Origin of the sequence: Actibacterium ureilyticum (assembly GCF_002285435.1) — a bacterium.
Taxonomy (GTDB): domain Bacteria; phylum Pseudomonadota; class Alphaproteobacteria; order Rhodobacterales; family Rhodobacteraceae; genus Actibacterium_C; species Actibacterium_C ureilyticum.
The window spans coordinates 49676-64045 of the sequence record NZ_NSBT01000037.1; the positions used below are offsets into that span (position 1 = coordinate 49676).

Annotated in this window: 19 protein-coding genes, 1 tRNA gene and 1 pseudogene; 12 read left to right on the forward strand and 9 right to left on the reverse strand. The window is 59.1% G+C overall.

Annotated features, from left to right (window positions below; genetic code table 11):
- Positions 1 to 91 precede the first annotated feature (91 nt).
- From sufC to CLM60_RS13155, 7 genes are all read left to right on the forward strand, one after another.
- Positions 92 to 847, forward strand: coding sequence for a Fe-S cluster assembly ATPase SufC (sufC, locus tag CLM60_RS13125; protein WP_095589597.1), 756 nt, complete (start codon positions 92 to 94; stop codon positions 845 to 847).
- The gene (gene sufD, locus CLM60_RS13130) at positions 847 to 2142 is read left to right on the forward strand and encodes a Fe-S cluster assembly protein SufD (RefSeq protein WP_095589598.1); all 1296 of its coding nucleotides are present in this window, start codon (positions 847 to 849) and stop codon (positions 2140 to 2142) included. The genes sufC and sufD overlap by 1 nt, the downstream gene beginning before the upstream one ends.
- Complete coding sequence (locus CLM60_RS13135; protein WP_095589599.1) at positions 2143 to 2646, forward strand: YIP1 family protein; 504 nt, start codon at positions 2143 to 2145, stop codon at positions 2644 to 2646. It abuts the gene before it with no gap.
- Between the two features lie 11 nt (positions 2647 to 2657).
- Positions 2658 to 3260, forward strand: a complete 603-nt coding sequence (locus tag CLM60_RS13140) for a Yip1 family protein (protein ID WP_176473873.1) — start codon at positions 2658 to 2660, stop codon at positions 3258 to 3260.
- The gene (locus CLM60_RS13145) at positions 3253 to 4473 is read left to right on the forward strand and encodes a cysteine desulfurase (protein ID WP_095589601.1); all 1221 of its coding nucleotides are present in this window, start codon (positions 3253 to 3255) and stop codon (positions 4471 to 4473) included. Before CLM60_RS13140 ends, CLM60_RS13145 begins: the two co-directional genes overlap by 8 nt.
- A 24-nt stretch (positions 4474 to 4497) precedes the next feature.
- Complete coding sequence (locus tag CLM60_RS13150) at positions 4498 to 4974, forward strand: hypothetical protein (protein WP_095589602.1); 477 nt, start codon at positions 4498 to 4500, stop codon at positions 4972 to 4974.
- Between the two features lie 70 nt (positions 4975 to 5044).
- Positions 5045 to 5121, forward strand: a tRNA-Arg gene (locus tag CLM60_RS13155).
- 541 nt (positions 5122 to 5662) lie between these two features.
- Here the strand turns inward: CLM60_RS13155 and CLM60_RS13160 are convergent.
- Positions 5663 to 6661, reverse strand: a pseudogene (locus CLM60_RS13160) (recombinase family protein); the annotation flags it as partial.
- A gap of 29 nt (positions 6662 to 6690) precedes the next feature.
- Complete coding sequence (locus CLM60_RS20695) at positions 6691 to 7236, reverse strand: hypothetical protein (RefSeq protein ID WP_141246512.1); 546 nt, start codon at positions 7234 to 7236, stop codon at positions 6691 to 6693.
- A 274-nt stretch (positions 7237 to 7510) separates the two neighbouring features.
- On the opposite strand from CLM60_RS20695, the gene CLM60_RS13170 reads away from it, so the two are divergent.
- Positions 7511 to 7894: a hypothetical protein gene (locus CLM60_RS13170; protein ID WP_095589604.1), complete on the forward strand. Its 384-nt coding sequence runs from the start codon at positions 7511 to 7513 to the stop codon at positions 7892 to 7894.
- 71 nt (positions 7895 to 7965) lie between these two features.
- Here the strand turns inward: CLM60_RS13170 and CLM60_RS20700 are convergent, their stop codons facing one another.
- The 5 genes from CLM60_RS20700 to CLM60_RS13190 form a co-directional block, all read right to left on the reverse strand.
- Positions 7966 to 8298, reverse strand: a complete 333-nt coding sequence (locus CLM60_RS20700; RefSeq protein WP_141246513.1) for a hypothetical protein — start codon at positions 8296 to 8298, stop codon at positions 7966 to 7968.
- A complete protein-coding gene (locus CLM60_RS20705) occupies positions 8288 to 8590 on the reverse strand; it encodes a hypothetical protein (RefSeq protein ID WP_141246514.1) in 303 nt (100 codons plus the stop codon). The genes CLM60_RS20700 and CLM60_RS20705 overlap by 11 nt, the downstream gene beginning before the upstream one ends.
- Before the next feature lie 24 nt (positions 8591 to 8614).
- Complete coding sequence (locus CLM60_RS13180) at positions 8615 to 10249, reverse strand: type IV secretory system conjugative DNA transfer family protein (RefSeq protein WP_176473874.1); 1635 nt, start codon at positions 10247 to 10249, stop codon at positions 8615 to 8617.
- 120 nt (positions 10250 to 10369) lie between these two features.
- On the reverse strand, positions 10370 to 10585 hold the full coding sequence (locus CLM60_RS13185; RefSeq protein WP_095589607.1) for a hypothetical protein: 216 nt from the start codon (positions 10583 to 10585) through the stop codon (positions 10370 to 10372).
- A 60-nt stretch (positions 10586 to 10645) separates the two neighbouring features.
- Positions 10646 to 10939: a hypothetical protein gene (locus CLM60_RS13190; RefSeq protein WP_095589608.1), complete on the reverse strand. Its 294-nt coding sequence runs from the start codon at positions 10937 to 10939 to the stop codon at positions 10646 to 10648.
- Between the two features lie 337 nt (positions 10940 to 11276).
- Here CLM60_RS13190 and CLM60_RS13195 point away from each other — a divergent pair, with 337 nt between their 5' ends.
- Positions 11277 to 11528, forward strand: coding sequence for a type II toxin-antitoxin system ParD family antitoxin (locus CLM60_RS13195; protein ID WP_095589609.1), 252 nt, complete (start codon positions 11277 to 11279; stop codon positions 11526 to 11528).
- Positions 11509 to 11817: a type II toxin-antitoxin system RelE/ParE family toxin gene (locus CLM60_RS13200; protein ID WP_176473875.1), complete on the forward strand. Its 309-nt coding sequence runs from the start codon at positions 11509 to 11511 to the stop codon at positions 11815 to 11817. The genes CLM60_RS13195 and CLM60_RS13200 overlap by 20 nt, the downstream gene beginning before the upstream one ends.
- A 40-nt stretch (positions 11818 to 11857) precedes the next feature.
- Here CLM60_RS13200 and CLM60_RS13205 read toward each other — a convergent pair whose 3' ends face one another.
- Positions 11858 to 12187 carry an H-NS histone family protein gene (locus CLM60_RS13205; protein WP_095589611.1) on the reverse strand — a complete coding sequence of 110 codons (330 nt, stop codon included), beginning with the start codon at positions 12185 to 12187 and terminating at the stop codon, positions 11858 to 11860.
- Positions 12188 to 12333: 146 nt separating this feature from the next.
- Here CLM60_RS13205 and CLM60_RS13210 point away from each other — a divergent pair, with 146 nt between their 5' ends.
- The gene (locus tag CLM60_RS13210) at positions 12334 to 13071 is read left to right on the forward strand and encodes a hypothetical protein (RefSeq protein WP_095589612.1); all 738 of its coding nucleotides are present in this window, start codon (positions 12334 to 12336) and stop codon (positions 13069 to 13071) included.
- Between the two features lie 2 nt (positions 13072 to 13073).
- Here the strand turns inward: CLM60_RS13210 and CLM60_RS13215 are convergent, their stop codons facing one another.
- Positions 13074 to 13511, reverse strand: a complete 438-nt coding sequence (locus CLM60_RS13215; RefSeq protein ID WP_095589613.1) for a hypothetical protein — start codon at positions 13509 to 13511, stop codon at positions 13074 to 13076.
- Between the two features lie 155 nt (positions 13512 to 13666).
- Between CLM60_RS13215 and CLM60_RS13220 the strand changes: the two genes are divergently transcribed.
- The gene (locus CLM60_RS13220; RefSeq protein WP_095589614.1) at positions 13667 to 14275 is read left to right on the forward strand and encodes a recombinase family protein; all 609 of its coding nucleotides are present in this window, start codon (positions 13667 to 13669) and stop codon (positions 14273 to 14275) included.
- Positions 14276 to 14370: the final 95 nt, after the last annotated feature.

The following is a 14370-nucleotide window of genomic DNA, read 5'->3' on the forward strand; positions in this document are numbered from 1 at the left end:
CCCTGGCCCCTGCGGGCCGGGGGCCTTGGTCTGTCGTTCCTGTCATCCACGGCGCCCGCCCCGGTGCGCGCCCAATCAAAAGGTCAGAAAGATGCTTGAAATCAAAAACCTGCACGTCAAGCTCGAGGAAGAGGAAAAGGTCATCCTGAAGGGTCTGGACCTGACGGTCGAGGCCGGCAAGGTCCACGCGATCATGGGGCCGAACGGGTCGGGGAAATCGACCCTGTCCTATGTGCTGTCAGGCCGGGATGGCTATGAGGTCACCGATGGTTCCGCCGAACTGGACGGCGAAGACCTGCTGGAGCTGGAACCCGAAGAGCGCGCGGCGGCGGGCCTGTTCCTGGCGTTCCAGTACCCGGTCGAAATCCCCGGCGTCGGCAACATGACCTTCCTGCGCACCGCGCTGAACGCCCAACGCAAGGCGCGCGGCGAGGAAGAGATCAGCGCCGCCGATTTCCTGAAGCTGATCCGCGCCAAGGCCAAGGATCTGCAGATCGATGCCGAGATGCTGAAGCGCCCCGTCAATGTGGGCTTTTCGGGCGGCGAGAAGAAGCGCAACGAGATCCTGCAGATGGCGATGCTGGAACCCAAGATGTGCATCCTGGACGAGACCGACTCGGGCCTGGACGTGGATGCGATGAAGCTGGTGGCCCAGGGCGTGAACGCGCTGCGTGACGCGGGCCGGTCGTTTCTGGTGATCACCCACTATCAGCGGCTGCTGGATCACATCAAACCCGACGTGGTGCACATCATGGCCGACGGTCGCATCGTCAAGACCGGCGGGCCGGAACTGGCGCTGGAAGTCGAACAGAACGGTTACGCCGACATCCTGGCGGAGGTGGCGTGATGAGCGCGCTTCTGCAAGCCAAGCGTGACGCGGCCGAAAGCCGTCTGGCGGGGCTGCGCCTGCCCGAGGGCGGCTCGGCCTGGGCCAAGGCCGCGCGCGAGGATGCGCTGTCGCGGCTGCGCCTGAGCGGCCTGCCGGGGCGGCGGGACGAATACTGGAAATACACCGATCCCACCACGTTGGTGACCGCCGATGCGCCCGGCGCGGCGGTGTTCGACGGCAGCGACGAAAGCCCGGTCTTTGATGGGATCGACTGGGTCGAGCTGGTCTTTGTCGACGGTGTCTTCGATGCCGATGCCTCGGACGATCCGGCGCTGGCCGGGGTCGAGATCGAGCGTCTGAGCACCGCGATGCAGGCCGATATCCACTGGGCGCGGGATCTTTACGGCGTGCTGGAAGCGCGCGGTCAGGTGCCGGTCGAACGGCCGCTGGCCACGCTGAACACCGCTTGCGCCACCGATGGCGTGGTGATCCGCGCCACCGGCAAGGCCGCCAAGCCCGTCAACCTGATCTATCTGCATCAGGACGACGCCTCGGACGCGATCCTGCATCACGTGATCAAGGTCGAAAGCGGCGCCGAGCTGACGGTGCTGGAAAAGGGCCCGGCGGCGGCGCGGTTCAACAAGGTGATGGAGGTCGACGTGGCCGATGGCGGCACGTTCCATCATGTCCGCACCCAGGGGCGCGATCACGAACGTCGCGCGGTCACGCATGTCTTTGCCCGGCTGGGCACGGAATCGGTGTTCAAAAGCTTTACCCTGACCGCCAATGGCGTGCTGACCCGCAACGAGGTGGTGATCGAGCTGACCGGCGACGATGCGGTGGCCCATGTGGCCGGTGCCGCGCTGGGGGATGGCGATTTTCACCATGACGACACGGTGTTCATCACCCATGACGCCGAACGCTGCGAAAGCCGCCAGGTGTTCAAGAAGGTGCTGCGCAACGGCGCGACCGGCGTGTTCCAAGGCAAGATCCTGGTCAAGCCCGGCGCGCAGAAGACCGACGGTTATCAGATCAGCCAGTCGCTGCTGCTGGACGATGACAGTCAGTTCCTGGCCAAGCCCGAGCTTGAGATCTATGCCGATGATGTGGTCTGCTCGCACGGGTCGACCTCGGGCGCGATCGACGAAGAGGGGCTCTATTACCTGCGTTCGCGCGGCATCCCCGAGGGGCCCGCGACCGATCTGTTGACGCTGGCCTTCCTGGCCGAGGCGATTGACGAGATCGAGGACGAGGCCCTGGCCGAGGATATCCGTGGCCGGCTGGAAAGCTGGTTGAGCCGCAGGCGGGGCTGAATGGCGGTCACGACCGATATCTTCCGCAGCTGGCGGGCGCCGCGCGATGTCCTGCGCCGCCGGTTGCAGGGCGGCGTCCGCGAGGATCGCGCGCTGGCCATCCTGATGGCGGCCTGTGCGCTGGTCTTCGTGGCGCAACTGCCGCGGTTGGCCCGCCTGGCGCATCTGAGCGACGAGATCCCGTTGCAGGCGCTGCTCAGCGGCGCGCTGCTGGGCTGGGTGTTCCTGGCGCCGCTGTTCTTCTATGCGCTGGCGGCGGTCAGCCATCTGATCGCGCGGGCGCTTGGCGGGCGGGGCAGCTGGTTCGGCGCGCGCCTGGCGCTGTTCTGGGCGCTGCTGGCGGCCAGCCCGGTCTGGCTGTTCCAGGGGCTGGTGGCGGGGTTCATCGGCCCGGGCGTCGTGCTGTCGGCGGTGTCCGGCCTATTGGCTGTGCTTTTGCTTTATATCTGGCTATCAGGGTTGCGCGAGGCCGAAGGGTTCGGCCGCACCGCGTCAACCGCATGAGTGAGGCCGGGATGAATTCATATTGGGAAACCTGTGTCGCGCTGGCCCGCGACACCCTGCGCGACCCGCGCCAGGCGGCGCGTCAGGTGCTGGCGCTGGACCTGCCGCGCGAGGTGGTCTGGAGCCTGCTGGGGCTGGTCGCGGTCGGCTCGCTGGCGGCAACGCTGATCGGAGACCGGATGCTGCCGCAGGGCACGATGGCGATGATGCCGTTTCTGACGCGCGCGCCGATCCTGGGGGCGCTGTTCCTGGCGGCGGCGATGGTGATCCTGTCGGCGGTGCTGTCGCGGCTGGGGCAGCTTTTCGGCGGGGCGGGCACGTTCGATCAGGCGCTGCGCCTGATCGTCTGGTCACAGATCCTGATGCTTGCGCTTCAGCTTCTGCAGACCGTTTTCATCCCGATCAGCCCGACGATTTCGGCCCTGATCGGCCTTGTCGGATTCGTGTGGTTCATCTGGCTGGCGGCGGCTTTCACCGCCGAGCTGCACGCGTTCGACGGCGCGGGCAAGGGGCTGGTCGTGGCGGTTCTGTCGGTCTTTGTGACCGCCTTTGCGCTGATGATCCTGATGGTGATGCTGGGCATCAAACCGATGGTGGAGGCTGCCAATGTATGATGTCGCGAAGATCCGCGCCGATTTCCCGATCCTGAGCCGCGAGGTCAACGGCAAGCCGCTGGTCTATCTGGACAATGGCGCCTCGGCCCAGAAGCCCAAGGCGGTGATCGATGCCATCACCCATGCCTATTCGATGGAATACGCCAATGTGCATCGCGGGCTGCACACGCTGTCGAACCTGGCGACCGAGAATTACGAGGCCGTGCGCGGCACCATCGCGCGCTTTCTGGGCGCCGCGGACGAGCGCGAGATCGTCTTTACCAGCGGCACGACCGAGGGGATCAACCTGGTCGCCCATGGCTGGGCCATGCCCCGGTTCGAGCCGGGCGACGAGATCATCCTGAGCGTGATGGAACACCACGCCAATATCGTGCCCTGGCATTTCCTGCGCGAACGGCAGGGCGCGGTGCTGAAATGGGTCGATGTGGATGCCAATGGCGATCTGGACCCGGGCAGGGTGATCGACGCGATCGGCCCGCGCACCAAGCTGATCGCGATCACCCATATGTCGAACGTGCTGGGCACGGTTGTCGACGTGAAAACGATCGTTCAGGCCGCCCATGAACGCGGCGTTGCGGTGCTGGTCGATGGCAGCCAGGGCGCGGTGCACATGCCGGTCAACGTGGACGAGATCGGCGCCGATTTCTATGCCATCACCGGGCACAAGCTTTACGGCCCCTCGGGGTCCGGCGCGATCCATATCCGCGCCGACCGCATGGCCGAGATGCGCCCGTTCCTGGGCGGCGGCGACATGATCCGCGAGGTTCACAAGGACAGCGTCACCTATGCCGATCCGCCCATGAAGTTCGAGGCCGGCACCCCCGGCATCGTCCAGCAGATCGGGTTGGGCGTCGCGCTGAACTATCTGATGGATGTCGGCATGGACAATGTGGCCGCGCATGAACGCGCCCTGACCGACTATGCCCGCGCCCGCCTGGACGGGCTGAACTGGCTGAACGTACAGGGGCGGTCGGCGACCAAGGGCGGGATCTTCTCGTTCACGCTGGATGGGGCGTCGCACCCGCACGATATCTCGACCGTGCTGGACAAGCGCGGCGTGGCGGTGCGGGCCGGCCACCATTGCGCCGGGCCGCTGATGGATCATCTGGGCGTCACCGCGACCTGTCGCGCGTCATTTGGCATGTACAATACGACGCAAGAGGTCGACACGCTGGTTGACGCGCTGGAGCTTTGCCATGAACTCTTTGCCTGAAGGATTCAGCCAAAGGGATATTTCATGCGTTTTCTACTTGCCGGGCTTCTGACGGCCTGGGCCGGGGCGGCCAGTGCCGATATCCAACCCCGCAGCGGCCAATGGGCGGGCGAATATCACTTCGTCAATGCCGTGGGCTGTCCCGCGCAGATGGTCGCACAGATGCAGGCCGCGCCGCCGCAGATGCGCAACTACAGCACCCGGATCGACTTTCCCGATCCGTTCGACCCGGCCGCGTTTCAGAACAACGATGTCAATTTCGTCTGGCACAAGCTGGGCCCGGACCAATGGGCGGCCAGCCACAGCCAGGCGCAGGAAACCGGGATGGGGCAGATCATCACCGTGTCGAACTTCACCCTGCATGTGCTGTCGGAAACCGAAATGCGCCAGGATGCCGAGCTGATCGCCACCTTTCCGCCCGCGCTGTCACAGATGATGGGGATGGCGGGCAGTGGCTGCGTGGCGCGCTCGGTCGTCCAGCATCGCTATCAGGCGCCGTGATGAAAGCGGCACGGGGGCGGGCGAAATCGCTTGAACTCGCCCCGGCGCCCCCATATACGAAACCGCACTGGCACCTGTAGCTCAGCTGGATAGAGCGCTGCCCTCCGAAGGCAGAGGCCAGAGGTTCGAATCCTCTCAGGTGCGCCATTTCACTTTCGGCAGTTGAAATTTCCTCCAACACCTTGAAAGGGAAAGAAAAAGTCGGGGTTCGAACACCCTGATTTCGGCTGTATCGAACAGGCTCCGAAAATGCCAGTCGAAGCACCGTTTTTTGCCACTCAATCCGACCGTTTTTCCAGATATTCCAAGGGCTTGACAGGAAGCGTAGGGCGAGTTCGAACGACTCCTCCAGAGTGTTCGCTGGTTTGCCGCCCGTAGCGATACGTTCTTCCAGCAGGACTTTTTCGGATTCGAGCTTGGCGATGCGCTTCTCATAGGCCGCAATCACGCTGCCTGTGCTCGCTTCCACGATACGATCAAGCAGAGATTCAATTTGTTTCTCAATCTTGTGGATATCTCGTTTCAGCACCTTCGACGTATCAGATGCTTGTGCCAGACGCGCATTCCAGATGTCCTTGAACATTGCCTTAGCGAGATGGAACAATCCCTTGGACGGCTCCAGGCGCTGGAGCAGCTCTTCGAAGTCGCCTTCGATCTGGTCGCGCTTGATCGACTTACGATAGCTGTCGCACCCCTTGGTCTTACACAGATAGTATGGATGTTTTTTGCCCGTCTTGCTGGTTGACCAGCAGGCGGTCAGAGCTTCACCACAGTCATCGCACTGAATGAACCCGCGCAGCGGGAAATCCAAAGAGATATCCTTGCGGGCAGGGGCCTTGGCCGTGCTCGTCAGCCGTTCCTGAATCTTCAGGTGGGTCTCATAAGAGATGAGACCTTCATGCTGGCCCTTGCGCACCGAGATGCCCCAATCGGCATGCTCGACATAGCCCGCATAGAGACATCGCGTCAGCATCTCATAGACACGCTGATTGCGAATCTCCTTGCCGTTCAGGTCTTTCGGGAAGGCGGGCTGGCGCTCAAGAAAGCGCTTCACTTCGACTTGCGTCTGGAAGCGCCCGCAGGCGTAGCCTTCCAGCGCCTCCTGCAAGATCGACGCGTTGGGCTCATCGCGCACCAACATCTTGCCGTGGCCTGCGCTGGAGCGCTCATAGCGATATCCGATTGGTGCCTGAAAAGGCCAATAGCCGTTCTGGAGCCGTGCCCGCATGCGATTCTTGGTTTGCTCGCCATTTTTCTGGCGCTGGTGCTGGGAGACCGAGGCCAGCAGGTTTTCGACCAAAATCGAATCCGAATCCTCGCCAAACTCAATAGACGGGCTTTCAAGAATGCCGCCAGCCGCGCTGATATCGGAACGGAGCTTGAGATGGGCTTCGAGCCCACGCGCAAGGCGGGTGATATCGTCGATAATCAGAACATGCGGCGTCTTGCGGTGCTGGCGCAGAAAGGAAAGCGTTTCCTTCATGCCTGGGCGCATCGAGAACTTGCCCGACATGTCGTCCTTGAAAACGGCAACGACATTATAACCTTTGTATTTCGCAAACTCACGGCAACGGGTCTCTTGCGAGTTCAGCCCGTCACCGCGCGTGGTCTGCTTGGTATCGGACACGCGGCAGTAGATGACTGCCTTCGTGCCGATGCCAACATCCTTTTCTACATGTACTTTCATATCGACTCCTAATTTCTGGCGGGCCGCGATCACGTATCATCGCTGGCGCGCTCAAATGCTTTGTTCAGATCACTAATGGGTTTGATTTCATTAGAATCTTTTACGCGTTTGTCATCAAGTGTTGCCCCGAGTTTTCCACAGGCTTCTTGGTCTAACACCTCTTGCAGAGGATGAACGCCGAAGCCGAGGTCAACGAAGGCCACGATGATGCTCCAAAGTGCTTGGACGATCTCTTCCTTTTGAGCCTCACTCAGTGATGGATCATCCAGATACGCCTGATACTTCGCCGTATCGATCCCCAGACTTGGCTTTGCCGCCTTATCCAGCGCGAAGCAGAAATCCTGACTTAAGTCATCCATGTCCGCACCCTCCTTTCCCACCATAGGCGTGCGTTTTCCCGCACCCGCAAAATGCGGATGTGCAAAAATTCCGTCACGTCCTTGAGGTGCCCCATGCTGAACAGCGGAGGCGGAAAGCAGAGCGCCATTCGTAACGCTTTGTCCTACTTTCATTTTACCACCTTTGGTTGTTTTATGGCAAATTTCATTGATCTTTTGAATTGCGGGTTTGGTCATATGGCTTCTCCGTGGTTTGTTTCAGGTGAAGCTTATGTGGGGCGCGTGGTTGGCCGTGCAGGCATAGGATTGGCCGCTCGCCGCCAAGAAAATTCCTTGGCGAGGCAATCGCTTGGATGGCATCTGGAAACAACTTGGCAAGCGGTACTTGCAAAAACTCTCTCGCCCCATAATCTATGAATCTCATCGCCAGGAGGATACGCATCACATTGGATTAGTTGGTTTCCAAGCCGCATAGCCTCCTATTTTTGTTCGAACCAACAGAAAGGAGCACATGCTCAAGAATGGACATGGAACAACTGACAATGGGATCATCTACGTCTCCCCTGACTGGCAAATCACCAGCAAAACCTACTACCGCGAAAACATCTGGCTTCCGGCGCGGAAGCTGAATGACGACATCGGGAGCGGCGCGAAGTGGCGCACGGCTCTCTACATGGTCGATGAATATCTGGACCGGCTGAAATACCCCGATGGGTCAGCCTACATGTATCCCGATATCTACGACGAACTTTTCCCCGACGTGACAAACAAATGGATGCGCAATTTCCTGCGCTGCGATGGGACGGGCGAAAACCCCAAGAGCTATTCGTCCCACTATGAGCGTTTGCGCGTTGTGGAGCTTTACTGCCGATTGCGAACGGATATCGTTCACTAGCCTGCGAAAGGCATATGCTATGATTGCCATAGACATGCAGCGGGCTGGACGAATACGCATCCTGCCCGCTGCTATCTCTCTCGACCTTCGCCGCGATAGCGTTGCGCCGTCCTGAAATCTTCCCGTCCTTTGCGGCTACGGTTTTCAAACCGTGTGCGGCGGATTTGAGCCCGCGCAGTTTCTTCGTTTCTGGCTTGGTCGGCGGCTTCTTCTCTTAAAGCTGGATCATCCACCACCAGCTCTGGGTTCGGTGTTCTTGGCGAACGTGCTTCCAGCCAGTCCAATGTCTCCTTTGTCGTGATACCTGACCCTGCCACGCGGGCCGGATCGGGCAAAGCTTCGCGCCGGATGGTGGCCTCTTTGGAGGCCATCCGATTGAAGGGCGTCTTGGGATCACCGCTCATGGTCACGGGTCCGCGCGCGGCGCTGGCGGGATTGCGGGCGATCTTCCTTGCGCTGCTCGCTTTGGCGCTCGCGCACCGTGTCATGGGCGCGGCTCACCAGATGCTTGAGCGAGAGCAAGTCACGGTCTCCGAAATTGCTCGTGCGCTGCCAATTGCCCTCCTTGTCCTGATAGGACTTTGAAAAGCTGACGTTGTGGCTCAGCCCATTCTCGTGCTTGTTTTCCCAGATATCCGCGCTCAAGGCATTCTCGCGCAGGCGGGCAACGGGTCGATTGGTTTTTTGGTCTGACATATGTGTTCCTTTCGTGTTTGAGACTTAGGATTTGGGGGCGAAGCCCTCGATGAAACGCAAAGAGCGCATGCCGCCTGCGTATTGCGGAAGATGCGACAGTCGGGCGGGCACGGATTGCTCAACCACCTTACGGCGACGTGTGCCGAAGCGGGTTTTGATGCGCACCGCGCCGAGATCGCGATCCTCATTCGGATTGGGCAGGTAATGCCCTGCAAATCGCCGCTGCAAGAAGTACGGGCGCTTGTCGGCGATGAAGGGGCGAAGGTGATATCCGCGTGCCTGCACCAGCATCTTTGAAGCGTCCAGCCCAAGCAGTTGTTCCGGCTCCATCAGCGCCTTGCGCATCTTCGTGCGGTGTCCGGCTTCATAATCAAGCTGTCGCAGACGCAGCCCTGCCTCGACGGGATCAGTGCCTTCCAGATGCACTTGGCGCATGATCTCGCGGCTTTGCGCATCGGCGCGGGCCTGGATAAGCGGGTCGTCTACTTCGATGGTTTGATGACCCAGCGCCAGCGAACGGTTGCGTGCGGTTTCATAGTCGCGGATGCCGCCGCCAAGATCGATCATCAGCGCGGCGTTGGCCTCAATCGTTGCCTTTCCTGTCGCGCCAAGATTGCGCGTGATCTGTCCATCATCCTGATAGAAGGCATAGGGCGTGATGCCTTGACCGCGCCCGACCGCGAAGAGCTCTTCCAGCTCCTTGAAACGGCCAAGCCGCGCGGCTTCATCAATCATGAAATTGATAGGAGGTGCATCGGGCTTTCGCTGTTTGATCGTGCGAATGGCCGAGAAATATTGGCGCACAACCGGCGCAAGAGGCTCCAGCATGTCTTCGGGGATGATGAGGGAGATGATCGCCTTGCGGTGGCCTGCAATCACATCATCCAGCGCAAAATCCGCCGCCTCGTTGCCGACGAATGTCTTTCGAATAGACGGCGTGGCCATGAAGGAGAGTGCGTTGCTGACCCCGCCCAGAACCGAGTCAAAGGTCTTGGGCGATCCACTATACATGTCCTTCATCTCGCCGAAGGTGGCGACGATATCATGCGGGCTGTGATCCTGCGCCATATCGGCCCAGGCCGACCACGCGTCATAATCTGCCCGCAGCAGCGCGATGAGATCAGAAATGGATTGAAGCGAGGTCGATCCGTTCACATGCACATCGTGGCGGGTGATGGCATCTCCGAAGCGGCGACCCGCCTGCTCGAAGAATGCGTGCTCGCCCTTGCTATCGGGCAAAAGCGCCATCCAGAAGCGCTGGCTATCCGGCACAAGACTGGTAGAGCCCGCCTTGAGATAGGGCAGCAGCGAGACGCGCAGCCGTGGATAGTCGCTGATCCCGAAGGGATCGACTGTATAGAGCGGTATGGCGTGAAGCGCGCAATGCGGTTCAATCACGCGGGTGATCTCGGCGTTCTTCGTATCCAGAAGCACGAAGCTGGCACTGGAGCCAAGAATCATCGGCAAGGCAATCTGCGAGGTCTTGCCGCTGCCTGCGCCGCCGGTGATTTTTACGCCCGCGCGGTTGGAGTGATAGATCGGGCGCCCTTTGATAAGGCCGATTTCGACACCGTGCGGTTTGAACAGTCCGGCGGCGCGCACTTCGCCAAGTGCCGCAAAGCGCGCATCGCCATAGGGGTGATTGGTGTGTGTCGTCATGGATTTACTTTCTTGTGTTGTTCGTCCTGCCTGGCGCAGCGCAGCTTGCGGCATGGCCACGCCAAACAGGGGCCGTGAGTTGAATGGGTAAGAACGAACGGCCTTTCGGCGGGCACGCCCTTATCGCTGTGTGAATTGGTTCTTCGACGGGATCAGCGCTCCGACCCCGAGGAGAACCGCGCCAACGCCGCCGATCTTGAGGGCGGGAAGAATGGCTGCGCTTCCTTCTGCCCAGAGGCTTGCGCCCGCAATGAACAGAATGAAGCCGCCAAGTCCCATCAATGCGGACTTAAAGGGCCCAGCGACTTTGGTATGTTTGTAGGTGTTCTTAGACATTTGATTTCCTTCCATGTTTGGGTGACCCCGAGATTGGGGATTGATGACTGGCTTCGTGCGTCAGAAGCCAAGCAGCGCGGCAGGTGATCCGCCGCGAACCGTGCTGATAGCCGAAGCCGTCAGGATCGCGAGCAGGACGATTTTGAAGAACTTGTAGGCAATCCCCGCCCCGAGCCCGTAAGAGGTGAATGTGGCGAGATAGGCTGCTTCGAAGGGCAAGCGCTCTTGAAAGTAGCGCAAGACCGCGTCGAAATAGCCGTCGATGGCGGCGACCATGATCCAGAGCGTCAGCGCCGCCGAGATCATGCCTGCAAGATGCTCATAGTCCTTTGAGCGGGTGTTCTCTTTCGACATTGGTTTCCTTTCTCGTGTCTGTTTCAGTTCATGCCGCCCGCGCTCGCCGATGGACTTGCATCACGCAGCGACAAAACGGCAGATATTCAGAGGGGAGAAAGGCCGCAGGACAAGGGCGAGCCGTGCTCTGGACACGTATTGGACGTGGAGTGGCAACTTGGTTCCGGCTCGCGGTGTTAGCGCTTACGGCAAGGCATATATTTTCCGGCAATTGGTCGGCGTTCTGGCGAAGTAGCCGACTTAGTTTGCCTCTTCACACGCGCCACGCAGGGCGCGAAAGTGCAAAAGTTGACAAACTTTGCCAATTTATGCCATCCTAATAGAAAGGAGGTATGCCATGGCAACGATGAACGTATCACTGCCCGAGCAGATGAAAACCTGGGTCGAAGCGCAGACCAAGGACGGGCGCTACAGCAATACCAGCGACTATGTGCGCGATCTGATCCGCCGTGACCAGGATCGCAGAACAGCGATTGCCGAAATTCAGGCAATGGTTGATGAAGGGCTCGCCAGTGGCACGGCCTCACCGTTTGATATGGACGCGTTTCTTACGCGTAAGCGGGAGGAGCATGACTCCGGCACCCGCTAAGGAAATCCGGCTTACACCTGCCGCTGAAAAAGACCTTGATGAGATTTGGGACTTTACGGTGCGCACATGGTCGGTGCAACAGGCCGAGACATATCTGCGCGGGATGCAGCAAGCCTTTTTGCGGATTGCAGAACAGCCTGAGCGCGCCCGTGAGATGCGCGATATTTCACCGCCCGTCAGGCTCTACCGTTATCAGTCCCACATCATAATCTACCGCGCCGAGGATAAGATGCTGAACATTGTTCGCATCGCGCATATGCGGCAGAATTGGCAGGCTCTATTTGAATAGTGGCCTGTGAAGCAGCGTCGCTGCCAAGCCAGATCGGCGGCTACTTTTTCTCAATCAGAAAATCATCGAGGGATTTGCCTGCTTCAAGCGCGTCCTTGATCCAGGCGGGTTGGCGGCCACGGCCAGACCAGGTCAGTGACGAGTTTTCTGGATGCGCGTATTTGGGAGGGAGCGGCATTTTGCGCCCCTTGGCGGCGGCACCGCCCACCAATTCGTTCAGTGAAAACCCCATCTCTTTCGCTTTGGCTTCGACCGCCGCAAGCGCTTCGCTCCGTTGCCGCTTTTCAAAGGAATTGATCGCCTTTTCCACATCCTTTTGGAGCGATTTCAACTCGGCAAGGGACATCTTATCAAGGTTGATCTTGGCCATGTCATAAGCTCCTTTTTCATGGGCTGAACTGGTGAGGCAAAAGCACAAAAGGGTTGAATGTTCAAGCCCGTAAAAAGACCTTAACCAAGAGTTAATAGGTTTAAGCGTATAATATCATTGTGAATTTTGGAAATGACGAAGAGATTTTGAGCCTAACCCAGCGCTTTGCCAAGCATGCGCGGGACTTTGACGATCTCCAGCACGAAATCGCGGGGCGCGATGTTGGCCGAATGGGACGCTTCTTGCCAGGCGGCGCACAGAGCGCCGCATCATCTGGCAAGTCCAATGATAAACGCGCCGAGGCGCTGACGCGCCTGCAAGCCGTGCTTATGAATAATCCGGCCTATGCGCAGGCTTTTCAGGAAACCGAACGCGCACTCAACGACGCGCAAAGCCAATTGGACACTCTCTTAGAGCGTGTGCAGCGCGAGATAGAAGCCAATGATCTGGTTTTGGCAGACATTCGGGAACGCGCGGCACGTCTGGAAGACGGCAGCCGCGTCTATAAGGATCAAGACGGGCGTATCCGCTCTGAAAACGGCGATCAAATCAATGATGCCCTCGCCGCAGGCATTCTGTGGAGAGGCGATGAGCCAAGCTTCGAAGACATGAAAGATGCCCGCGAGCGCGGCGAGCGTTTGAAAGATATCGAGCGCGACATTCAGATCGGCCAAGGCCGCATCGGTGAAATGCAAGCAGACATGAAAGATGAAGACGATCCCCCAACCCGCGATGAGTTAGAACTCTTTCAAGACGAAGCCGACAAGATTCTTGGTGATCTGGAATCTGATTTAAATGCTCTGCTCGAACCGAGGATCAGTGATGAGAGCAAGCCGTCGCTCGAAACGTCGCCTGCAAGCATATCCGAGTTCTTGCCTCGATAGCGTCAGAAACGTCGCGCTGTCATGGCCATACCGCTTGAGATCGGTTGTCCGTCTAAATCGAAGAAGTTTCCGTCCTGATCGCGAAAAATTGGGCGTCCATCCGGCAGTTTGGGAGCACGTTCAATCATGTACTGAATCGTCTCGTTTTCCGTATCAATCTGACCTTGCAACGCGACCAAGCGTTCTGCCAAAATCCACTCTGCACGGTTGAGTTTGTCACTCGTTTCGAACCACAGGTCTCTATAGTCTGGCTCAGTCACCAGCTTCTGGCACAGCGCCGAGTCTTCATGGCCTTCACAAACTATTGTCGCTCGTTCTTCTGCGGGCATGCCCATTGATGCGATGACCCGCTCCGAAACCTCGTCGGCAAAAGAAAGCTGTGGATGAAAAACAAAAAGTGCCAGAATTGTGTTTTTTGCCAGTGACTTAATGGTGTTCATAATCGAAGGATTTTGAACACTGACTCTTTTCGGAGGATTATGAAAGAGCTATATTTCACACACGCCGGAATCCGGCGTTTTCAAAAGGCTTACGCGGGCGATTTGTCGTCGCACGGCTCCTGTTCAGAAAGGTTCGTTTTTGAGCAGGGGGCGGTATGAGCATCTGGCCAAGCATAAGCGCGCCTGGGCGGCGGATCGGCTACGCCCGCGTTTCCACCAAAGACCAAAAGCTGCGCATGCAGCGCGATGCGCTTGAGGCCGTAGATTGCGATCTGATCTTCGAAGATCATGGCGTGTCGGGCACCAAAGCCAGCCGCTCTGGACTGGATGATATGCTGACGGAGTTACAAGAAGGCGATACCGTGGTTGTCTTCAAACTCGACCGCCTCGGGCGATCCGTCCTGCATCTGGCCGACCTGCTGGTGCGGTTCCAGCGCGAGGGCATTCATTTCTGCTCAATCAGCGAAGGCATCAACACCGCCACCCCTGGCGGCAAGCTGGTCTATCACCTCTTCAGCGCCTTCGCCGAGTTCCAGCGCGATATCATCGCAGAGAACACGATTGCGGGGCTAGAAGCCGCCCGAAAACGCGGCACTCGACTTGGCAGACCGCCCACGCTCCATATCGAGACAGTCCTCGCTGCCCACCGCGCCATACAACAGGACGGGCTCTCCGTTGCCGAAGCCGCCCGCAGGTTCGAGGCTAACCGAACCACATTGTGGCGAGGACTGAAAGTCATGGAAGACATTACCTGCGAGCCTTGATTTCCTCACTTGCTATCTTCTTGAGTAAGGTGACTTGGGCACCTGTATTCCTCTTGGCGTTCTTCAAGGTGGGTCACGTTGAGATAACCGCGCTC